Source organism: Microbulbifer variabilis, assembly GCF_056232115.1.
Genome location: NZ_CP174325.1, coordinates 4853573 through 4874159 on the forward strand (window position 1 = coordinate 4853573; position 20587 = coordinate 4874159).

The 20587-nt window shown below is 50.6% G+C and carries 19 protein-coding genes; 10 read left to right on the forward strand and 9 right to left on the reverse strand.

The features are described 5' to 3' along the window. Positions 1 to 4: 4 nt before the first annotated feature. Genes ubiG through ACJJI7_RS21910 form a run of 3 tightly spaced genes read left to right on the forward strand, consistent with a single transcriptional unit; the run spans position 5 to position 2197 of the window. Positions 5 to 706, forward strand: coding sequence for a bifunctional 2-polyprenyl-6-hydroxyphenol methylase/3-demethylubiquinol 3-O-methyltransferase UbiG (gene ubiG, locus ACJJI7_RS21900; protein ID WP_020413367.1), 702 nt, complete (start codon positions 5 to 7; stop codon positions 704 to 706). Positions 707 to 718: 12 nt separating this feature from the next. Continuing rightward, entirely contained in the window at positions 719 to 1378 is a 660-nt protein-coding gene (locus tag ACJJI7_RS21905) for an HAD family hydrolase (RefSeq protein WP_020413368.1), read from the forward strand. A 60-nt stretch (positions 1379 to 1438) separates the two neighbouring features. Beyond that, the gene (locus tag ACJJI7_RS21910; RefSeq protein WP_444901210.1) at positions 1439 to 2197 is read left to right on the forward strand and encodes a YciK family oxidoreductase; all 759 of its coding nucleotides are present in this window, start codon (positions 1439 to 1441) and stop codon (positions 2195 to 2197) included. A 62-nt stretch (positions 2198 to 2259) separates the two neighbouring features. On the opposite strand, the gene ACJJI7_RS21915 is transcribed toward ACJJI7_RS21910, so the two are convergent. Further along, positions 2260 to 2574: a hypothetical protein gene (locus tag ACJJI7_RS21915; protein WP_020413370.1), complete on the reverse strand. Its 315-nt coding sequence runs from the start codon at positions 2572 to 2574 to the stop codon at positions 2260 to 2262. A 248-nt stretch (positions 2575 to 2822) separates the two neighbouring features. Here ACJJI7_RS21915 and ACJJI7_RS21920 point away from each other — a divergent pair, with 248 nt between their 5' ends. The 3 genes from ACJJI7_RS21920 to ACJJI7_RS21930 all read left to right on the forward strand — a co-directional run bounded on the left by ACJJI7_RS21920 (position 2823) and on the right by ACJJI7_RS21930 (position 5284). Next, the gene (locus ACJJI7_RS21920; RefSeq protein ID WP_282952937.1) at positions 2823 to 3242 is read left to right on the forward strand and encodes a hypothetical protein; all 420 of its coding nucleotides are present in this window, start codon (positions 2823 to 2825) and stop codon (positions 3240 to 3242) included. A gap of 208 nt (positions 3243 to 3450) precedes the next feature. Further along, positions 3451 to 4599 carry a sigma-70 family RNA polymerase sigma factor gene (locus tag ACJJI7_RS21925; protein WP_040628847.1) on the forward strand — a complete coding sequence of 383 codons (1149 nt, stop codon included), beginning with the start codon at positions 3451 to 3453 and terminating at the stop codon, positions 4597 to 4599. Between the two features lie 100 nt (positions 4600 to 4699). After that, complete coding sequence (locus tag ACJJI7_RS21930) at positions 4700 to 5284, forward strand: acyloxyacyl hydrolase (RefSeq protein WP_157533489.1); 585 nt, start codon at positions 4700 to 4702, stop codon at positions 5282 to 5284. A gap of 19 nt (positions 5285 to 5303) precedes the next feature. Here the strand turns inward: ACJJI7_RS21930 and ACJJI7_RS21935 are convergent, their stop codons facing one another. Continuing rightward, positions 5304 to 6407 carry a glycosyltransferase gene (locus tag ACJJI7_RS21935; protein ID WP_444901209.1) on the reverse strand — a complete coding sequence of 368 codons (1104 nt, stop codon included), beginning with the start codon at positions 6405 to 6407 and terminating at the stop codon, positions 5304 to 5306. A 189-nt stretch (positions 6408 to 6596) separates the two neighbouring features. On the opposite strand from ACJJI7_RS21935, the gene ACJJI7_RS21940 reads away from it, so the two are divergent. Continuing rightward, on the forward strand, positions 6597 to 7487 hold the full coding sequence (locus ACJJI7_RS21940) for a TraB/GumN family protein (protein ID WP_020413375.1): 891 nt from the start codon (positions 6597 to 6599) through the stop codon (positions 7485 to 7487). Positions 7488 to 7753: 266 nt separating this feature from the next. After that, positions 7754 to 9064, forward strand: coding sequence for an OprO/OprP family phosphate-selective porin (locus ACJJI7_RS21945; RefSeq protein WP_020413376.1), 1311 nt, complete (start codon positions 7754 to 7756; stop codon positions 9062 to 9064). Between the two features lie 57 nt (positions 9065 to 9121). On the opposite strand, the gene ACJJI7_RS21950 is transcribed toward ACJJI7_RS21945, so the two are convergent. After that, on the reverse strand, positions 9122 to 12679 hold the full coding sequence (locus ACJJI7_RS21950) for an indolepyruvate ferredoxin oxidoreductase family protein (RefSeq protein WP_444901208.1): 3558 nt from the start codon (positions 12677 to 12679) through the stop codon (positions 9122 to 9124). Positions 12680 to 12956: 277 nt separating this feature from the next. On the opposite strand from ACJJI7_RS21950, the gene ACJJI7_RS21955 reads away from it, so the two are divergent. Then, positions 12957 to 13427 carry an Lrp/AsnC family transcriptional regulator gene (locus ACJJI7_RS21955; RefSeq protein WP_020413378.1) on the forward strand — a complete coding sequence of 157 codons (471 nt, stop codon included), beginning with the start codon at positions 12957 to 12959 and terminating at the stop codon, positions 13425 to 13427. Positions 13428 to 13476: 49 nt separating this feature from the next. Here the strand turns inward: ACJJI7_RS21955 and ACJJI7_RS21960 are convergent, their stop codons facing one another. Then, positions 13477 to 13989 (reverse strand): shikimate kinase, encoded by a 513-nt coding sequence (locus ACJJI7_RS21960; RefSeq protein ID WP_282952931.1) that lies wholly within the window; start codon positions 13987 to 13989, stop codon positions 13477 to 13479. 37 nt (positions 13990 to 14026) lie between these two features. Further along, on the reverse strand, positions 14027 to 14749 hold the full coding sequence (locus tag ACJJI7_RS21965) for an acyltransferase (RefSeq protein ID WP_444901207.1): 723 nt from the start codon (positions 14747 to 14749) through the stop codon (positions 14027 to 14029). A gap of 107 nt (positions 14750 to 14856) precedes the next feature. On the opposite strand from ACJJI7_RS21965, the gene ACJJI7_RS21970 reads away from it, so the two are divergent. Then, entirely contained in the window at positions 14857 to 15474 is a 618-nt protein-coding gene (locus ACJJI7_RS21970; RefSeq protein ID WP_020413381.1) for a class I SAM-dependent methyltransferase, read from the forward strand. Here the strand turns inward: ACJJI7_RS21970 and ACJJI7_RS21975 are convergent. From ACJJI7_RS21975 to ACJJI7_RS21990, 4 genes are all read right to left on the reverse strand, one after another. After that, complete coding sequence (locus tag ACJJI7_RS21975) at positions 15403 to 16509, reverse strand: prenyltransferase/squalene oxidase repeat-containing protein (protein ID WP_040628851.1); 1107 nt, start codon at positions 16507 to 16509, stop codon at positions 15403 to 15405. The genes ACJJI7_RS21970 and ACJJI7_RS21975 overlap by 72 nt on opposite strands. A 5-nt stretch (positions 16510 to 16514) precedes the next feature. Further along, positions 16515 to 17267, reverse strand: a complete 753-nt coding sequence (locus tag ACJJI7_RS21980) for a class I SAM-dependent methyltransferase (RefSeq protein WP_020413383.1) — start codon at positions 17265 to 17267, stop codon at positions 16515 to 16517. Then, positions 17267 to 18610, reverse strand: a complete 1344-nt coding sequence (locus tag ACJJI7_RS21985; protein WP_444901206.1) for a glycosyltransferase family 4 protein — start codon at positions 18608 to 18610, stop codon at positions 17267 to 17269. Before ACJJI7_RS21985 ends, ACJJI7_RS21980 begins: the two co-directional genes overlap by 1 nt. Positions 18611 to 19185: 575 nt before the next feature. Then, positions 19186 to 20571, reverse strand: a complete 1386-nt coding sequence (locus ACJJI7_RS21990; protein ID WP_282952927.1) for a glutamine synthetase family protein — start codon at positions 20569 to 20571, stop codon at positions 19186 to 19188. Between the last annotated feature and the right edge of the window lie 16 nt (positions 20572 to 20587).

Genomic DNA, 20587 nt, shown 5'->3' on the forward strand with positions numbered 1-20587 from the left:
GTTCATGAGTAATGTAGATCCTGCAGAAATTGCCAAATTCGAACAGCTCGCCAGCCGCTGGTGGGATAAAGAGGGCGAATTTAAGCCACTCCATGAAATCAATCCGCTGCGCGCCAACTATATCGATGGACTTGCATCAGTCGCGGATAAGAAGCTATTGGATGTCGGATGTGGCGGGGGCATTTTGACGGAAGCCATGGCCCAGAGAGGCGCTGACGTTACCGGCATCGACATGGGAGAGGCACCACTGAATGTGGCCAAACTGCATGCACTGGAAAGCGGCGTAAATGTAAATTACCGGCGGGTAGCTGTCGAAGACTTGGCTGAAGAAATACCGGCTAGTTTTGATGTCGTTACCTGCCTGGAAATGCTGGAACATGTGCCCGATCCGTCATCGGTGATCCGCGCCTGCGCGAAGCTTGTCAAACCCGGTGGCCACCTATTTTTTTCGACAATCAATCGCACTCCTAAGGGCTGGCTTTTCGCAGTAGTAGGGGCAGAATATATCCTACGCTTACTACCCAAAGGCACCCATGAATACGGCAAGTTTATCCGTCCCTCAGAAATGGGCGCCTGGCTGAGGGAAAGCGATTTGGAGTTAAAGGATATTACCGGTATGACATACAACCCGGTAACTCGCACTTATAAACTCAACTCTCGCGATGTCGACGTAAACTACCTTGTGCATGCCATTAAACCCGAGTAAGCGGACGATAAAATGAAAGCAGCTTTATTTGACCTGGATGGCACTCTTCTCGATACCGCGCCAGATTTTATTGTTGTACTTAATCAACTACGGCATCAGGAACAACTGCCTCCACTGCCAGATGAAATAATCCGCGGCACGGTTTCCAATGGTTCTCGCGCATTGGTAACACTGGGGTTTGGCAAGGAAGAGGGAGACCCAGAGTTCAGCAGTCTGCTACAGCGCCTTCTGGATCTATACCTTGCTCACTTGGCTGAGCAAACAGCGCCTTTCCCGGGTATTGAAAACTTGTTGGACACCCTCGTGGACAACAGTATCCCCTGGGGCATTGTGACCAATAAGCCCGAGGCATTTACGTTACCATTAATGCAGGCATTTGAGCACCTACCACCAGCAGCAGCTGTGATTTGCCCAGACCACGTCAGCAAGACAAAACCAGACCCGGAGCCCATTTTCCTGGCATGCAATCAAATTGGCTGTGCCCCCTCGGAAGCCGTTTATATTGGTGATCACGAGCGGGATATTGTTGCGGGGCAGCGTGCTGGCATGCCAACAATCGCCTGTAGTTATGGTTACATTGATGCATCAGACAACCCAGCCAACTGGGGCGCAGATCACTTGGTCAGCTCTGTAGAGGAAATCTGGCCCCTGCTTAAACAACATTATATTTAACTTTCTAACCCGCGCAGTAACGCCCAGCTCTTGTGCTTGGCGATAGCATCAGGATTTTTCATGTCAGAATTTGCCGGCGACTATGTTGCGCCCACCAACCTGCTCAAAGATAAAATAATACTCATTACTGGTGCTGGTGACGGCATCGGAAAAACTGCCGCAAAAACTTTCGCCTCACACGGAGCCACTGTAGTTTTGCTGGGGCGAACCACAGCAAAACTGGAAATGGTATATGACGAAATTGAAGCAGCTGGCGGTCCTCAACCAGCAATATTTCCGCTCGACTTGAATGAGGCCCGGATCGAGAATTTCGAAAACCTTGCCGAAGCAGTTGATCAAGAGTTTGGCCGACTGGACGGGCTGCTACACAATGCGAGTCTCCTCGGCCAACGAACACCACTAGCCAACTACAACTTCGCCACCTGGCAGCAGGTCATGCAAGTAAATATCAATGCAACATTTGGTCTCACTAAAGCCCTGCTACCACTACTGGAAAAATCTAAAGCTGGGTCGATTGTATTCACCAGCTCAAGTGTTGGTTTAAAAGGGAGAGCCTACTGGGGCGCCTACTCAGTATCAAAATTTGCTACCGAAGGGCTGATGCAGGTTCTCGCCGATGAATTGGATGGCGTATCAAATATACGGGTAAATAGCCTAAATCCCGGCGCCACACGTACATCTATGCGCGCCACTGCATATCCAGCCGAAAACCCCCAGTCTGTGGTAGCTCCCGAAGAAATAATGCCCACTTATCTCTACTTGATGGGGGATGACAGCCTAGGCCAGAGTGGTAAGCACTTCAGTGCACAAAAACGATAATATTGCTAACTGGAAAAACCGGGCATAGCTCGGTTTTTTTATGTCATAAATCAAGAAATTAATTAGCCCTTCCGCTGCCCTGGAGACTTCTTGTCCAGATCGCTATCCCGCTCTGTACCACCATGCTCAGGGGCATCTGCAAAAATATCCCCTTCAAACTCCATCATTTCATTACCCTCGAAAATCTCTGCTTTTTTATCTACCTTACCACTGCTGTCGAAGAGATTTTGCTGAGCTCCACCCTCGAGTGACTGACCTGCTACCAACTCCGTCGCTACCGCTAATGCCGCCCCCGAAACTGAAAGTCGCATGCCCTCATAACAAAAATAGGTGGCCACAAGGGCAAACAAGACTGCTGGAGTTACTAGACTTTTCATTTTCCAATCCTGGATAGCTTTAATTTATAAAATTTTTCCAATTGATAAATTAATACCCAGGATTTAGTTGATATGCCCCCTGGATACCAAGTCAGATTTAGCCAATAGATCAATCAGACTTAAGAGTGAGGCTATTTTTCCACGCAGATTCAGGCAAAAGCGTGAAATATCGCACAAATTTCATTGTCCAGCCCTGCTGGGTCGGGCAGAATAACGCTAACACTAGGCAATAATATGAAATAAAGATTATGAAAGCGGTTCTTTGTTCTCTCGCTTTAATTTTATTGACCCCAATAGCGTATGCTAACTCCTTGACAAAACAGCTGGAAACCTGTTCTGCAATAGCAGTAGATGAAGATCGATTGGCTTGCTTCGATAGCCTCAGTGGATCCTTGGAACAGCAAGCAAAACAAAGCTTTGGCCAAGAACATAAAGCGACCCTTCAAGTTCCAGAGTACATCGAAGCCAAAATCGCCAAAATTCAAGATGACTCTTATGGTAAAAAAATTATTACGCTAGACAATGGCCAGATCTGGAAGCAAAGCGGAAGTGCACGCATATTTTGGGGGGCTGGCGATCTAGTCACTGTAGAGCGTGCCATGCTCGGCTCTTTCTTTATGAAACAAGCAGACGGCGGTCGCAAAATGCGAGTAAAGCGGGTTAAATAACAACCTTTCTTGTCTAAAGGGCAGTAACAGACCCTATCAGCTGCCCTTCCAACCTCAAAGAAGCCTGACAATTAGAACCTTCTAGTCATCGAAAGTAAGGCGCAATAATCAACTTTCATCTATGGTTAAGGTGAAATGGGCGCCACAGGCTGCCTGGAGAGACCAACCAGTACATATCGTTCACGCAGTCAACAGAAGGTTTGAGCACTTGTCCCGAGAAAATTTCTACTCAAGGGATGAAGACTGGCTGAAGGATACAGACAACGCCCTCTCCGATTCCTGCTCCAATGCAGATGATCGCGACCAGGCCACTGATGCCGGGCCCGATATCGAAGAGATTCATTCTGTTGGGGAGCCACTCTCTGAGAGTGGCACAACCCCCATGCAAAGCTACTTAAAGCACCTTTATCGACTCGAGCTGCTAACTCCTGAGGAGGAACACAGTACCACATGCATGCTCAGAGATCTGGAAGACAAACTCATTGTCATCTTACAGCAATACGGCACCGAGCTAGTGCAATTGCGCAGTGAAGGTGTAGAGCAACGGGGAAGTACAGGGGCCTATGATCATGGGCTGATCATAGAGCGCACAGAAGCCCTATTAGTCCTCGATCACCTACCACGCAGAGAGCGCAGTAGACTCAACGGCGTGCTAAAGCGCTTCCAAAAACAGCGCAAAAAGCTGATCCAGTGCAATCTGCGCCTGGTAATCGCCATTGCCAAGCGTTTTCGCAACCCATCGGTTCCTTTTATCGACCTTATCCAGGAAGGCAATGTCGGTCTGATGAAAGCCATAGAGCGCTTTAAGCCACAAATGGGTTATCGCTTTTCCACCTATGCCTATTGGTGGATTCAACAGGAAATCCAGCTGGCCCTGCGCCGAAATGAGGACCTGGTTCGCCAACCTGCAAATGTCCAGGATGATCTGAGAGCGATCTACAGGGCGATAGGTGAAGTCCGTGCCCAAGGGCTTCCCGCATCCGATGAAAATCTCGCTACGCAAACCGGCTTGGACCTGGAGCGCATCCAAAGCCTACTAAAGCTGCCTGGGCCCACCGGCTCGTTAGATGACCCTGTTGCCGATGACCAAAGCAGCACGCGACTCGACTACGCGCCAGCCGACGAACTCTACAATACCGACGAGCTGGTAACCAACCAGGAGTTGGCCGAGCGATTGCGTGAAGCTGTCGCGCGACTACCTGCCAGACAGAGAACTGTTTTAAATCTTCGCTATGGGCTGGTATCCGATAGAGACTGCTCATTTCGAGTCATCGGCGAACAACTGGGATTAAGTCAGGAAAGGGCCAGGCAACTGCATTCCGACGCACTTCGACAACTGAAGCGGCAATGGCGCTGAAAAAAAGGAAGAAGCCGGTGGCAAGCCTCATCATTGAAACTTGCCATCGCCATCTTTCCCTCTAGTCTTAATAAAGCTCAATTAGTTAACATCGGAAGTTATGCGTAAGCCAGTGGTTTCATGTATGTGCGGTAATACCCTTAAAAATTACGCACCTTTTTTTATTTATGGACTCTTAATTTCCCCTTTCACTTTTGCTGAGTCAGAATTTATTGCTAGCGCAGGAAAGGGGCTGGGCAGTGAGCTGATGCAAGTGCACTCCATCTCAGCCGCAGAAATGGCAGGCTTCAGCTATTCCTACCTGCTCGCATCATCCAATCTCGACAACAATTTTTGGGAATGGTGGGGGCAAGGTAGTTATTCCCACATGCGAATAAAATATCGCGACGAAAGCCAGCAACAAAATATATTTGAATTAAAGCCTCTACTGCGCTGGTACCCACGCAATGAACCTCGCGGCGGATTTGGAGAAGCTGGTGTAGGCGCATCCTATTTAAGTAACGATCATTTTGGCAGTATCAGAATGAGCACAAAATTAAACTTCGCACTGCATTTTGCTTTGGGCTATCGCTTCTCAGGTGGCCATACACTATCTTTACGCTATAGCCACTTCTCCAATGCCAGGACCAATACACCCAACCCCGGCTTCGACTTCGCATCCCTAAATGGGCACTTCAATTTTTAGTCAGGCCAAAAATAGATTATCAAGGCCTATCCAGTAATTCATGGTAAAGGTTTACAGTTTGTTTAACTAAATCCTCATTATAAAAACTGTGAAATTCAATTTTTACTAAACGATCGGTTAAGGCTAAAGCAGCTTCAGATAAAGCTTCTACATTTTTGCGCTCTACGATTCCCTCCGGAAAACAATGGGCCAACACTTCCCCCGCACACGTATCCTTATAAGCAATCACTGGACATCCCATTGCAAGCGCTGCCATAGCATTCCTGCCGCATGGCTCATACGGGCGAGCAAGACTAACTAACACCTGGGATGAGGCATACAGCTCGCGCATGTCCTGGCGAGCCCCAAGGAACAGCACGCGCCCTTCTAAACCCAGTTCTTGGGCATATAACTCCAGCTTGCGGATATAACGCAAATCATCCTTTTGTTGCTTGCCAATAACCAAGCCCATTATATCCTCACGACCTCGCACTGAATAAGCGAGTCCCTGTAGAAAAAAGCCTAACTCTCCTTCCAGGGATAAATCCCCCGAATACAGCCACCAGTTTTTTCCCTCCAGCTGAGGATAATTATTCAGAAGACGCAAATGCCATTGCCCTGAAATGGGTTTGCTACGATCAAATTCCTTAGCGCTAACTCCCCAAGGAATAACACTGGCCGGCGAGACCATCTTCTTTCCGTAGTGCGCCTGTAATTGATTAGCCACTCCAAGGGATGTGGCGATAACCCGCTCCCCGGCAATCACACCAGCATCTCGGCGACTGGGTGCACGATTGCTATCGACATGGGTTACCAAACCTGGACGATTTACATCATCCATACGCCGCCAAGCCCGCGAAGTCAATAAAGCGGCTAACCGTCCATGCACATGTATGATATCTGCTTGTAGCCCGGCCAAAATATTAGTAAGACGCCGTACAAGGGGTTGTGACCAGAGGGGCTTTTTATTCAAAGGTAGTTGAATATGCTGGATACCATGTAGCTTGAGACGAGCAACCAGCGCCCCACCTGCCGAGATCACAACAGGCTCATGCCCCTGTTGGCTCAGCTCTTGTATAAAGTCCAATGCGGCCTTCCCTGCATCTCCAGGCTCTAACTCAGGCCAAACTTGTACAATTCTCAAAATGTTTACCGCGAAAATGGAACAAAGTCACTATTTTGACTCTCACTGATTTAGTTTCCCAGTAAATTCCGCACATGCCTACGGGAAAACCTACACATATGGCCAGTTTATCTTTGCCGTCACCTCCAGTATCAGCGCCTACTCCAGGGTGTTACTATTCTTTCGCTTAAACAAGATCAGGGACCAGCAATGATTCATCGTTACTTATCACAGTCGATAGCTCTCGCTCTCATATTATTTGTCGGTTTAGTAAATGCCGCAGAAACTGACCAAGGTATCTTCTGGAAGGCCACCAAAGAGAACCAGACTATCTATCTGCTGGGCTCAATCCACTTAGCTACAGAAGACTTCTACCCCATGCGCCCCCAAATTGAGCGCGCCTATGCCGAGAGCGATGCCATTGCAGTAGAAGCCGATATTCTCGCTGCGGAAGGCGATATGCTGCTACAGCAGAAAATCATGATGGAATCAGTCTACCAGGGTGAACGTAATCTACGTGACGACCTCCCCCCGGAAACGTACAAACAGCTACAGAAGTGGATACAAAAGCACAATATGCCGGAGGCTATGTTTATTCGCCAGCGCCCTGCAATTGCCATGATTTCCATGAGTATGGTCGAAATGCAGGCCCATGGCCTCAATCCTGAACTGGGTATAGATCGCCATTTTCTGCAAAAAGCCAAGAAAGATGACAAACCGGTCGTTGAACTCGAAGGGGTTTTACAGCAGTTCCAACTGTTAAATGGCCTGGACAACCCAGCTCTTCTGTTACAACAAACCCTTGAGCAGCTGGAAGATATATCCAGCTTCCTCCCCAAGCTCACCAAGGCTTGGAAGGACGGCGATGAGAAAACTCTCCACCACCTAATTATTCTTGACGGACTCAATGAAAACCCGGAATACAAACCGCTTTACGATACGCTGTTTTTCAAGCGCAATGAAAATATGGCGAAGCGAATCAGCTTAAAAGCGCCAAACCATTCATCCCTGTTTGTTATTGTTGGAGCAGGACACCTAGTTGGGGGGGGCAGCATCGTGGAGCTGCTCAAAGAGGACGGATACAAGCTGGACCGGATATAGCCCCCACCGGATAATAGTCGAGCTATTTGGTAGTACGAGACGATACTCCCTCCTAATGACCTTGCCGCCGGTTTCTTTTAGGCGGCAATCTTCTTCCCCCATTTCCCGACAGTCCAACAACTATTAACAGCAATCAGCTTTGCTCCATCTCGCGCGGGGTACATACAGAGAAAACCTAAGACTCCCTTACAACTGCTCCATGCACACTTGCTAAACTGCAACAACACGCCGCGGTCGCTAAGTACCGCTTTGATACGGAGCGTCATATGAAATGCTATGGCCTATATTGCGCCTTAGCCTTTGCTTTTCTATCGCCCCCTGCTTTGGCAGACAAAGCCGAATCGAAAGGGGGGCTCAAAATTGTCTCCGACGACGGGAACTTTTCTGCGGAACTTGGAGGTCGCATCCATTTTGACACCTACCTCTTTGATAAAGATGATAGCTACTATGAAGACCTCATTCTCATTGACGACTTTGAAGAACCGGTAAATACCACAGATTTCCGTCGGGTACGCCTGGCAATGAAAGGAAAGCTATGGGAATGGGAATATAAGCTCGAACGGGACTTTGCCACTAGCGGTACCGCTGGGCTTAGAGATGTTTATTTGGCGACCGAAGTCTTCGATGGAAGGCTCCGAATAGGAAACTACAAACCGAACCGTTCCATTAATGAGCTTACGTCCTCCAACGAAATCACCATGATGGAACGCGCCTTTGCTACCGCTGCCGGCATCTATGACAACCGAGGCAGGCAGCAGGGCATCGGCTGGAATACCTACTGGTGCTGCCATACTTTTGGCTTTGATTTGATAAATTTGCGCAATCCTGGCGACCCCCGCAATTCAGGTGTTGGCGCCACAACCAGGTTTACCTGGGCTCCGATTGATGACTATAAAAGTACATTGCATCTGGGTGCCTCGCTTAGTTATGAAGATGCCAATCAAGACACTCCTCCTCGGAAGGCCCTAGTCGAATATGCCGGCCGCCGCGGCCCAGAGCAATTAGTCGCATTGAGCCCAGGCGGAAACGCTTTATTCTTTGGGGAATTTGGCGATGAGGAGTTTTATCTTGGGAAGCCAGAAGGTGATGTACTGATACTGGGCCTGGAACTGGCTGGTACTTATGGCCCTTTTTTTGCTCAATCGGAGTATGCTATTGGCAGATTCTCCGGTGACTTTTTCCTCTCCGAGTTCACTTTCGAAAAGTTTTTTGGTGCCCCACCCAACTTCTTTTGCGACCCACTTACTGGTTGTTTTATCGGTGACCAAAGTGTCCATACTTGGTATATCACTGGAAGCTGGGCAGTAACCGGGCAGCACAAACCCTATAACTATAAAAAGGGGCTTTTTGAGTCAATTAAGCCCCAGCCTCCAGCTGGGGCTTTCGAAGTGACGGCCCGTTACGACACAATTGAAAATCGCGACATTCCCGATATGACGGTTCGAAATTTTGTCTTTGGGTTTAATTACTATTTCAATCCCAAAGTACGATTCATGTTAAATGTGACTCTAGGAAATAACCGCTTTACTGGAGATCAAACCCGACAGTTTGCTGTTCGCATGCAGGGATTTTGGTAATTATCAACGAGGGAGGCTCAACGGCAAGCCGTCAAACCGCCCAATGAGAATTAATAATTAACCAACCTGCTGGGCATTTGCAGGATCAAATACCTCCACTTCAGAGGCCCGTTTGATATCGCGCACCGGGTTTTCGAAGCGAGTGAGAGCCACATCACGCTGTTGCCTGGCTTTCTCCAGATTGGCCTCTTTCACGTGGCCATAACCTCGAATTTCCTCTGGATAGTTGAGTAAATCAATAGCTGCGGCGTGGTTCTGTGCATTCAGCTCACCCATTACCTTATCGACCAACTCCTCATATTCGCTAATTAAGGCACGCTCCATTCTGCGCTCGGCAGTGTAACCAAACACATCCAATACGGTACCACGCAGGAATTTTAATCTGGCCAGGACACCGAAGGCTTTAAACATCCATCCGCCAAACTTCATTTTGCGTGGGCGCCCCAATACCTTGTCAAAACGCGCCAGCAGGGGCGGGGCCAAGTTGAACTCCAACTCAATTTCGCCGCTGAAATTCTCCTGCAGGGATTGAGTAAAACGGCCATCGGTATATAAGCGCGCCACCTCGTATTCATCTTTATAGGCCAAGAGTTTGGCGTAATTACGCGCGACAATCTCTGCAAGCTTGAGATTGCCCGGCACTTTAAGAACTTCCGCTGCCTTCACCTTATCCACCAGGTTTTGGTAGCGCTGCGCCAGTTCAGTATTCTGGTAACCAGTGAGATGCTTTACCCGGTGAGCAACCACTTCTTCCAACCCCTGCGGTAAAGCAACAGGGACTTGGTCGTGAGCCAGTAGCTTGTTTAAGGTTTTGGAATCAGCAGCGGCAAGGCGACCAGCGGCAAAGCCCTGCAGGTTGCCCTCAACTGCAACACCATTCAGCTCAATAGCCTGTAACAACGACTCCTGAGAAAGCGGCAATAACCCTTTTTGCCAGGCAAAACCCAACATAAAGATATTTGCGGCCAGGGTATCCCCCAGTGCCAACTTGGTGAGCCTATGCGCCTCTACAGACTCCAACTCACAAACAGCATTACTCAAGGTGTCTAATACAGCCTGAGGCGAGTGTGCATCTTCACGACCCAAAACAGTAGCAGCGGTTGGACTCAGATGGGTATTTACCACTGCCCGACTATGGGTTTCATCCAGCTTAGCCAGACAGGCTGCGAGGTTGCCTGCGGCAATCAGGTCACAAGCCATCAGCGCGTCTGCTCGACCATCAGAAATACGAACAGCCTGCAACGCGTCAGGCTTTGCAGCAAAGCGGATATGGGAATAAACCGCCCCGCCCTTTTGCGCAAGGCCAGTCTGATCCAGGGTACTGCAGGCCTTACCTTCAATGTGGGCTGCCATTGCCAGCAAAGCACCGATAGTAACCACTCCGGTTCCACCTACACCGGTTACCAGGAAGTTAAACGGCTCACCCAGGGCGGGTAGTTGCGGTGCAGATAATTTATCCGCCTCAGTGCGTAACACATCGCCAACCCCGGCACCTTTGGCCAGGCGCCCACCTTTCACAGTAACAAACGATGGGCAAAAACCATTGATGCAGGAGAGGTCCTGATTGCAACCAGTCTGGTTTACCCGGCGCTTATCCCCCAGGGCAGTAGCAACTTTTTCTACCGCGATACAGCTGGATTGCTGCACGCAGTCACCACAGCCTTCACACACCAGCTCATTGATAAACGGGCGCCCCTCTGCCTGGGGTAACAGGCCGCGTTTGCGCTTGCGGCGCAGCTCAGTAGCGCAGGTTTGGTCGTAGATAATTACTGTACAACCTTCAACTTCGCGAAGCTCTTCCATAACCGCCGGCATATAATCGCGATGGCGGATCTCCACCTCGGCAGGGAAAGATAGAGCACCCTTATATTTATCCGGGTTATCCATCACCAGTACAACTTTCTGCACCCCCTCAGCCAATACCTGGCGACAGATCATATCCGGTGCCAGCTCTCCGTCATGGGGCTGGCCACCTGTCATAGCGACAGCATCGTTAAACAGAATTTTGTAGGTGATATTCACCTTGGCTGCGACAGACGCCCGAATGGCCAAGATTCCTGAGTGAAAATAAGTGCCATCACCCAAGTTCACGAATACGTGCTTTTCACTGGTAAAAGGCGCCTGGCCTACCCAGTTGACGCCCTCAGCGCCCATCTGAGTAAAGGTAAAAGTCTCCCTATCGAGCCACTGGGCCATATAGTGACAGCCAATTCCCGCGAGAGCACGGCTACCTTCAGGCACTTTTGTTGAGCGGTTATGGGGGCAACCGGCGCAGAACATGGGCAAGCGTGAAACACTGGAGCCCGCCTGCTGGGAAATCCGCTGGGAAAGGGCATTGAGGCGCATCAGGCGATAGCGACCACGCTCACCCAACTTGTCGTCACCCAACACAAAGCCCAAAACCTGGGCAACAATCGCCGGTGAAAGCTCACCGTAAGCGGGCATCAGTGGCTGGTCATGCTCATCCACCTTACCGAGAATACGCGGGAAACTAGGGTCTTTAACGTGGACGTTATACAGCTCCTCTTTTAGCTGCACTTCCATCAAGCTGCGCTTCTCCTCCAGCACTAGCAGGGTATCCAGGCCTCGAGCAAATTCCTGAATGCCAGGTACATCCAGCGGGTAAGTCATACCCACCTTGAGAATCCGAATTCCAAGCTGCTTAGCCTGGCCTTCATCAATCCCCATATCCTCAAAAGCCTGCATCAGGTCAAGATGGGCCTTGCCGGTAGTGACGATGCCGAGACTGGCCTCGGGATTTTCCAGCACAACTTTGTTCAGATTATTGGCACGGGCAAAAGCCAACGCTGCCGGACGCTTATAACGCCACAGGCGCTCCTCCTGCTCCAGGGGGTTATCCTGTTTGCGAATGTTTAACCCCCCCTCGGGGCGCTCGATTTCCGGATAGGTGAACTGCACACGCTGCGAGCCCACTTCTACCGTGGCAGAACTGTCCATATTTTCCGCCAGAGTGATCATCGCTACCCAGCAGCCACTGAAGCGGGACAACTCCAAGCCATAATGACCATAATCCAGTACCTCCTGCACAGTGGCGGGGTTAAGCACTGGAATATGCATATCTACAAAAGCAAATTCAGATTGGCCCGGGTATGAAGATGACTTACAGCCGTGGTCGTCGCCGGCCACAATCAGGGCTCCACCCTTTGGAGAGGACCCTGCAGCATTCGCATGGCGGAAAGCATCACAGGAGCGGTCCACACCCGGTGTCTTTCCATACCAAATGCCACAGACGCCATCTACCTCAGCGCCTTCAAACAGACCCACTTGCTGGGAACCCCATACCGCAGTCGCAGCCAGCTCTTCATTGACGCCCGGCTGGAAACGAATATTGTGCTGCCCCAGTAGTTTTTTGGCGCGAGAAAGCTGCAAATCATAGCCACCCAGCGGTGATCCGCGGTAACCAGAGATAAAAGTCGCGGTATTGAGACCGCGGGATTGATCCATACGCATCTGGTCGATCGGCAGGCGCACCAACGCCTGGATGCCAGAGAGAAGCACACGGCCTTTAAGGGTGGTATAGCGATCGTCCAGGGATACTTGCTTCTTTACCTGGTTGTCCGCCGCGCGCTGGGGACTGGTTACGTTATCAGTCATACACCTAACTTCCGGTCGTTTATTCTTCTCGAAACTCGGTTCGAGTTTTAAGTCATTATTCTTCCGAATCGCCTCGTATCAGCAGTCGGATGCCGGGTTCGTGATGGGCCCACAGAATCCTTTGGCGGGCAATCACAAAAAGCATCCGCCCTGAGACGGATTGGTCAGGTCATACTAGTTCGTTAAGCGCAACAGAGCATTGCTTTATTTACGTAAATGTGCGTAAATTTGTGATGAAAATCTCGATCGATCAAATTTTTATAGGATAGGAGTCTTTATGAAGCGTTCGACAGACCTGGATGATTTTGACCGTAAGATTCTGCGAGCGCTGCAGGAGAACGCCGATTATTCCATGGCGGAGCTAGGAGACAAAGTCGGCCTCTCCCACACTCCCTGCTGGCGCCGGATCAAAAGGCTGGAGGCGGAAGGGATTATCCGTGGCCGGGTAACCCTGCTGGACCCCCGCAAGTTAGACCTGGGAGTGACAGTATACTGCTATGTCACTATCCACAACCATGACGAAGAATCCCTGAACAATTTTGAGTCTGCGGTCCAGGATGTCCAGGAAGTTGTAGAGTGTTATTCAACCAGTGGTGACAAAGACTATGTTCTACGTGTTGTCGTGGACAGCGTGGAGCATTATGAGCAACTTCTAAAGCGCTCTCTGGTGCACCTGCCCAACGTGGCCTCGGTGAACTCTACTTTTGCCTTAAAGCAAGTGAAGTACACTACCCAGCTTCCCCTCTGAGGAAAGATATAAGTCAGAGCCCCAACAATCAAGGGGCTCAACCGCCGCTTTAGGGTTGTCGTGGCAGTTGACTTAACAACTGATCCAAAGCCTGCTGCATGGTCAGACCGTCGCAGTCTACCGTAATGTCCGCATATTCCCGGTACAGAGCTTGGCGTTCAGTAAATAGGGCTTCAAAAGTCTGCCCCGGAGCCTTGGCAATCCCGCGACTTTCATAATTGTGAATACGGCGGCGCAACTCTTCAGCAGAGCACTCCAAGAACACGATTGTGCCGAGTTCTTTTAAATTGGCCATACCTTCGCCGCTATAGACAGCGCTGCCACCCGTAGCAATGACATGGCTGGGCAGATGGGCAGCCTCGATCACTTCTCCCTCAATAGCCCTCAAATTCAAATAGTCGCTTTCTGCCATGATCTCCTGCAGGGTTTTCCCCTCCCTGGCTTGGATCAGTACATCGGTATCGACAAAATCCAGAGCCAACTCCTTTGCCAGCAACACACCCAGGGTGCTCTTGCCTGCACCAGGCATACCAATCAGAACAATACTTTTTCTTTTTTTCATCAGTTCAAATGTTCGAGAATAAATCGTGCATACCTTTTTAATCCCCACGGCGAGGGAAAACTACCGAACGCAACCAACCTAGGACGCCGTTGCCCTTGAGCATCATCTTGTCAAGCTCATCCAGATTATGGGCCTGGCGAAAAGCATCGGCAAATAATGCCTCACGAGTAATCATTCGGCGTTTGGGATTAATACTTTTTACAGGCTTTGCAGGATTACCAGCAACTACAGTATTTGCCGGAACATCCTTGGTAACCACACTGCCTGCTCCAACCACCGAATTATCCCCAATACTCACCCCCTTACAAATCGTCGCACTATCACCAATCCAGACATTATTTCCCAAGCGGACTGGTGCAGTGCAGCGAAAAGGCCTGGTGCGATTATAGAGTCCATGCCAATCCGAATCCGAAATATATACATTCGCGGCAATCATACAGGCGTTGCCAATTTCTATGGACTGTGCAGCGGAAATACGCACACCCGGGGAAATCAGCACATAATCACCGATGGTGATAAATGCCTCGCCACCCTTATGGCCAAATGTCGTAAAGCGAATACATTTTTCTGCATTGGAAATTAAATGGGGATAATTACCAATACGGACATTACTGCCAAAAACATAGACCGAAGAGGGATCCATCACTTCAGGCTCGACCCCTATGGCATCAAATTGTGGCAGCAGAAAGTACTCAGTGCGCCAGTTGCGCCAACGCAACTGTAAACGCTTCATCCAATAGGGCCTATGGTCCTTGCGCATACATTAAATTCTGTTTGATTTAGCACTACATATAAAACAAATCGCAATTGCTTTTGTATAAGCAGCGGTTTAGTGTTTGGTCCACAAAAAATAGCAAGCGGTTACCCATGTCCATTAAATTATCTATCGATATTCGAGCTATCAAAGGATTTCTTGCTGCCCATGAAGGTGAAGCACTTTACCATCTGGCCGCGGAGGCCAGCGGCCTGGGGCCCTGCCTGGAGGTCGGCAGCTACTGCGGAAAATCGACAGTGTACTTAGCTACCGCCTGCAAACTCACAGACAATGTGGTCTTCGCTGTGGACCACCACCGCGGCTCGGAGGAGCATCAACCCGGCGAGGAGTACCACGACCCGGACCTTTTTGACGAAAGAGCCCAATTAATGGACAGCTTTCGCAATTTTCGCGCAAATATCCGTGCAGCTGAGCTCGAGGACTGGGTAGTTCCTGTCGTGGCCCCCTCTGCTATCGCTGCACGCCACTGGAATACACCTCTCGGCTTGGTGTTTATTGACGGAGGCCACTCTTTGGAAGCTGCGATGACCGACTACCGCAGCTGGTCCCGCCATATTGTTCCCGGTGGCTACCTCGCCATCCACGATATATTCCCGGACCCGGCCGACGGCGGCCAGGCCCCTTACGATATTTACAAGCTAGCCCTGGCTTCCGCTCAGTTCGAGCTCGTCGAAACTGTAGACACCCTGGGTATCCTGAGACGTATTTGAAGACAGTTGTACCGATGTAAACAAACTACTCGCCGGCGTCAGGTCGGCGAGTGCATCCGCCGCCAACAACATAGCACCCACAGTCCAAGTAGTTTTCTCTTCCGGCCAAACTGCCTCATCCCGATAGACATAACCAGTCCAGTAACCGCCATCACTGTCCTGCCAGCGGTGAAGCCCCCGAAATATAATCTCAGCACGGGAACGCTGCCCTGCAGCCAATAGTGCCATTGTCAGCTCGCAAGATTCCGCCACAGTTACCCAGGGCTCATCATTAACACAGCGACAACCCAGTCCCGCCACGACAAACTCATCCCAACGCTGATGCAGGCGAGTGCGAGCAGCTTCTCCAGAAAAGGCCCCTGTTAACACAGGATAAAACCAATCCATGGAAAAGCGTGCCTTACTTTCCCAGGTTCGATCGAAACGTTCCGGCTTGTGCCGCAAAGCGTACCCCAAAGCCTGGCGCCCCTGCTCCCAATTGGGGCGGTCAACACGCAGCTCTCTGGCAATGTTGATGGCACATTCGAGGCTCTTAAAAACCGAAGAACAGCCAGTTATCAGGGCATCTTTCTTTGGCTCTCCCTCTGCATCCACCGCCCAGTGAATTTCCCCGTGCTCCGTCTGCAGTGCCAAAACAAAATCAATTGCACGCTCAACCATCTGCCAGTAGCGACGCAAAAAGCCTTTGTCTCCGCTAATCAGATAAAAGTGCCAAATGCCGGTGGCCACATAGGCAACAAAATTTGTCTCGCGGCGCTCACGATTATCAACAGCACCGTTTTTGTATGCCGCCCACCAGCTGCCATCGGCCAACTGAATATCTGCCAACCAGCGATAAGCTTTTTCTGCGGCGGCAAATTCACCTGCGATTGCCAAGCCCATGGCCGCCTCAACGTGATCCCAGGGATCGGCATAATGTCCCTTAAACCAGGGAATAGAGCCATCGGGCAGTTGCTGGGAGAGAATATAGGCAGCACTGTCACGGACAAACCCATCGGGAAAGAGGTTTGTGTTTTTTACCGGAGGAATAACCATCTCACTCACGAACTCGCCTCCCCCACCAAGCGCAAAGTCTCCGGCGCTTCCTGCTCAGCTTTGACAAAATAAAGCGCGATACTTTTACCTAACAGCGGATTCAGTATCTTTTCCGCGGCACGAGTAAGCATTGGCTGCTTCATCAAGTCCCAAACCAACAAGCGATGATAGGCTGCAACTAAGCGGGAGTCCGGCTGATTCCAGAACAGACACTTCAGCCACCAATACGGGGAGTGCAAAGCATGAGCCTTATGGCGTGCAAAATAGCGATGCCCCAAGGACTCAATACTTCCCCTCAGCTCTTTCTCACGGAATATACGAATATGGCCACCCTCCACCTCATGGTATTCATCGCTCAGTTTCCAGCAGACCCACTCGGGGAAGTAAGATGGTACCGTGGCAGCAAAAATACCGGAGGGTTTCAAAACCCGATCGATTTCTGCTAGGACCGCTTTGTAATCCTCAATATGCTCCAATACCTCTGAACAAATCACCACATCGAAAGTGGCATCGGCAAAAGGTAGCCGCAGGCCATTGGCAACCCCAAGTAACAGGCGCCCTTTGGCATGCTCCGGGCTTTTAAAAGGCTCAGCCCGCTTACTGGCTGTACGCACATCATCAAGGCATAAATCTATGCCGAAGATATCCACTTCATCAGTAATCATCAGGTGAATGGAGTGGCGACCTTCGCCACACCCGAGATCCAGAACTTTTTGTCCTGGGCGAAGACTCAGGTGCTTCGGATCTACAGTAATCATCAAGCCGCCTCCGCACCGCTGACATCTGCGCCAACTATCTCATCTTCATGTCGACGCTGCACTGCAGATTCACCCAGTATTTCACGGTAATAAGCCACGAGGCTCGCAGCTGCCAGCCCCCATGAGAACTTTTCCTCTATTCGTGCCCTACCCTTAGCACTCAGCTCAGCTTGAAGAGATATGTCCGACAAAACCCGACCAAGGGCTTCACCCAATGCCTGGCTGTTACCAGCCGGCACCACTATGCCAGCATCCCCTACCACCTCTGGTAGCGCGCCACCGTCGCTGGAAACTACCGGTGCCCCACAGGCCATGGCTTCACCAGCAGGCAGTCCAAATCCTTCATATAAAGATGGGCAGGCTACCACTGTGGCACTGCGGTAATACCCCACTAATTCAGCATTGGAAATGCCAGAGACAAACTGCACTGCATTCTGCAAATCGAGCCGATGAAGCAGCTCCTCCGTTGCCCCCCCCTCCCGTAGCTTCCCCACCACCAACAACTCGAGACCGTTAAACCTCTGGCGCAAGCTGGCAAGTGCCAGCAATAACACCCCCAGTCCTTTGAGTGGCTGATCTGCTGAGGCAGTTGTCATAATTCTAAGTGGCAGGCGCTCAACACTTTCGCTGGGGCTGAATATTTCTGTGTCGATGCCGTTATAGATCAGGTTTATCTGTTCTGGCTTCACGCCAAACTGCTCGATGATATCCCGCTCTGACTGGCGTGATACTGTCACAATATGGCGCAGCTTACGTGAAACCTTGATCTGCATTTTCAGGAAGTTATGCCAGCGACGCACCAGCAGGCGAAAACGCCAATCCGGCGCCGCATCCAACGCCAACTGGCGATCACGGGTAATGGGGTGATGGATAGTAGCTACGACAGGCAGCCCACTTTTTTCAATATCCAACAATCCATAACAAAGAGACTGGTTATCGTGCACTATGTCATAGTCACGGCCGTGTTTACGCAAGTATTTGGCCACGCGGCGACCAAAGGTGTAAGGCTCGGCAAAACCGCCGGTGAGTTTGCTCCACCACTCAAAAAAGTCCGCCCAGGAAAGCAGGTGTTTAGCCTTAAGAGCTCGCACCGGGTTCTCAACCTCATACAGGTTCAGTCCCGGCATCTTTATCAAATTTACCCGCTCATCCAACTCTGGATAGGGTTGGCCTGAGATAACATCCACAGAGTGGCCAGCATCAACCAATGCCTTACTCAGGTAGCGAAGGTAGATTCCCTGACCACCGCTATGTGGATTGCTGCGATAACCTAATAAACATATTTTTAGCGGCCGCGTCTTGCCAGCCATTGGACCGTCTGCACAATTTCCCAAGGCGGTCATAGATTCCCCATCTGCTTGTTCTGAGGCCCACCTATCTTTCACCAATCCGGTAACACCACGTCGTGGGCTATGTTACGTCGACTGATAAATCGGGGGCCTTACGCTAGTAAAGCGGAAGAATACACTGGCGTGGAAATGACTGCTAGGCAGAAGCTGTCCACACTATTGGCCAACCCGACTGCCATGTAGATTGACGAGCCAAACTGAAAGCCACATACAGCAATGCTTTCCCCCCAAAGAGTGAAAACAAACACGACTGGATTCAGGAGAGCCTATTCCATATCGACCCAATCTATGTATTGACAGTCACTCACTGATCATTGGGAAAAAGAACCGAAGGAAATCCTAAGCATCTGCGATGGTGTACTGGATGACTGAAGAAACGTTTTGCGAGGATAAAAAAATGCCCGCCAGAGGCGGGCCAGGTTTCTCGAACACACTTTCAGGAGGAGAGTTTCAAGCGCGTTACGCACTTAAATTTAGGTATAGCAGAGTATTACAGCTCTCCATCTGCCCTGTCGTAAAAGCCGTTCAGTATTCATACAATCGGTGCTGTATCACCTCTTAAGTCATCGCTAAACGCGGTGCAAATAGCTCTGGTACTCCACATCTGTAACCCGTGAACCAATTTCCACCTGTTCCTGACGCTTAAGTAACAGGAATAATTCAATAAAGCGTGGATCAAGGTACTCACGCCATAGCTGGCTCTGCTCAAAACGCTTGAGTGCGCCACTCCAGGTATTAACCAATTGCTCACTTTCAACTTGATAGGCGTCGCCTTCCACTGGAGCTGGCGGTTGCAGCTGGTTTTCCAGGCCATGACAGACGCCAACAAGAATTCCCGCCAGAACCAGATAGGGGTTTACGTCTGCTCCGGCAATGCGGTGCTCAATACGCCGAGCTTCGGGGTTACTTGCCGGAATCCGCAAGGTCGTCGTTCGGTTATCATAGCCCCAGCAAAGATTTAGCGGCGCATGTGAGCCCTCCTGGAAGCGACGATATGAATTGCTATGCGGCGCGAAAAATGCCATCGCATCGTTTGCGGTTGCCAACATACCAGCCGCCGCTTGGCGCAGCAGATCTGACCCCATCTCACTGCCGTCGTCAAAAACATTTTTTCCCGAACTGTCGATCAAGCTCATATGCACATGCATACCGTTACCAGCCTGATCCCCAAACGGCTTGGCCATAGTGCTCACCCGGAAACCATGGCTGCGGGCCACACCTTTCAACAGTCGCTTGAACAGTAGGGTCTGATCGGCAACCTTCACCGGATCAGCACTGTGCAACAAGTTAATTTCAAACTGACCTGGCGCGCACTCGGACAGTACAGAATCAGCCGGGATCCCCTGCTCTTCACAAGCAGCACGAACATCAGCAAAGAAGTGGCGCTGTGCATTCAGCTCAGACAAATCGTATACGTCTGTGGAAGGCACCAACTCAGCGTCGTTATCACTAACCGGGCGCGGTCGTGCCAGGTGATCCACCTCATCACGTAACAGGTAAAACTCCAGCTCGGTGGCACAAACTGCGGTGTAACCAAGTTTTTTTAATCGATCCACCACTCGCTGCAACTGGGCGCGTGGATCTGCGTACAGTGCGCTTCCATCCGCCTCATGCAGTTGCATATGCAATTGGGCCGTCTCTTCTCTGTGCCATGGCGCCAGGCTGATCGGCGAAACCGGCAAGCAGACACCGTCGCTGTCTCCACTGGCGAAGACCAGGGGACTGTCTTCGATATCCCGCCCCCAGATGTCCAGGCTGACAGCGCTGCGCGGCATCTGCAGACTGCCTTTAAGCAGTTTTTCTGCCGCCTCGGCAGGCAGCCATTTGCCACGGGGCACACCGTTAATATCGAACATAAAGCCTTCAATCCACTTTAGGTCCGGGTGCTCTGCCAGGAATTTACGCGACTGCTCCAGCAGCTCTGGCTGGGCAGTGAATTCTTTTTCTTGAGACATAAGTTGCCTGAGGTAA

What these genes read in the sequence shown, in the direction of transcription:
- ACJJI7_RS21905 (WP_020413368.1), top strand. Translation starts at nt 719, where the DNA reads ATGAAAGCAGCTTTATTTGACCTGGATGGCACTCTTCTCGATACCGCG.
- ACJJI7_RS21915 (WP_020413370.1), bottom strand. Translation starts at nt 2,574, where the DNA reads ATGAAAAGTCTAGTAACTCCAGCAGTCTTGTTTGCCCTTGTGGCCACC.
- ACJJI7_RS21910 (WP_444901210.1), top strand. Translation starts at nt 1,439, where the DNA reads ATGTCAGAATTTGCCGGCGACTATGTTGCGCCCACCAACCTGCTCAAA.
- ACJJI7_RS21960 (WP_282952931.1), bottom strand. Translation starts at nt 13,989, where the DNA reads ATGAAAAAAAGAAAAAGTATTGTTCTGATTGGTATGCCTGGTGCAGGC.
- ACJJI7_RS21970 (WP_020413381.1), top strand. Translation starts at nt 14,857, where the DNA reads ATGTCCATTAAATTATCTATCGATATTCGAGCTATCAAAGGATTTCTT.
- ACJJI7_RS21945 (WP_020413376.1), top strand. Translation starts at nt 7,754, where the DNA reads ATGAAATGCTATGGCCTATATTGCGCCTTAGCCTTTGCTTTTCTATCG.
- ACJJI7_RS21920 (WP_282952937.1), top strand. Translation starts at nt 2,823, where the DNA reads ATGAAAGCGGTTCTTTGTTCTCTCGCTTTAATTTTATTGACCCCAATA.
- ACJJI7_RS21975 (WP_040628851.1), bottom strand. Translation starts at nt 16,509, where the DNA reads ATGGTTATTCCTCCGGTAAAAAACACAAACCTCTTTCCCGATGGGTTT.
- ACJJI7_RS21985 (WP_444901206.1), bottom strand. Translation starts at nt 18,610, where the DNA reads ATGACCGCCTTGGGAAATTGTGCAGACGGTCCAATGGCTGGCAAGACG.
- ACJJI7_RS21955 (WP_020413378.1), top strand. Translation starts at nt 12,957, where the DNA reads ATGAAGCGTTCGACAGACCTGGATGATTTTGACCGTAAGATTCTGCGA.
- ACJJI7_RS21930 (WP_157533489.1), top strand. Translation starts at nt 4,700, where the DNA reads ATGCGTAAGCCAGTGGTTTCATGTATGTGCGGTAATACCCTTAAAAAT.
- ACJJI7_RS21940 (WP_020413375.1), top strand. Translation starts at nt 6,597, where the DNA reads ATGATTCATCGTTACTTATCACAGTCGATAGCTCTCGCTCTCATATTA.
- ubiG (WP_020413367.1), top strand. Translation starts at nt 5, where the DNA reads ATGAGTAATGTAGATCCTGCAGAAATTGCCAAATTCGAACAGCTCGCC.
- ACJJI7_RS21950 (WP_444901208.1), bottom strand. Translation starts at nt 12,679, where the DNA reads ATGACTGATAACGTAACCAGTCCCCAGCGCGCGGCGGACAACCAGGTA.
- ACJJI7_RS21965 (WP_444901207.1), bottom strand. Translation starts at nt 14,749, where the DNA reads ATGCGCAAGGACCATAGGCCCTATTGGATGAAGCGTTTACAGTTGCGT.
- ACJJI7_RS21990 (WP_282952927.1), bottom strand. Translation starts at nt 20,571, where the DNA reads ATGTCTCAAGAAAAAGAATTCACTGCCCAGCCAGAGCTGCTGGAGCAG.
- ACJJI7_RS21980 (WP_020413383.1), bottom strand. Translation starts at nt 17,267, where the DNA reads ATGATTACTGTAGATCCGAAGCACCTGAGTCTTCGCCCAGGACAAAAA.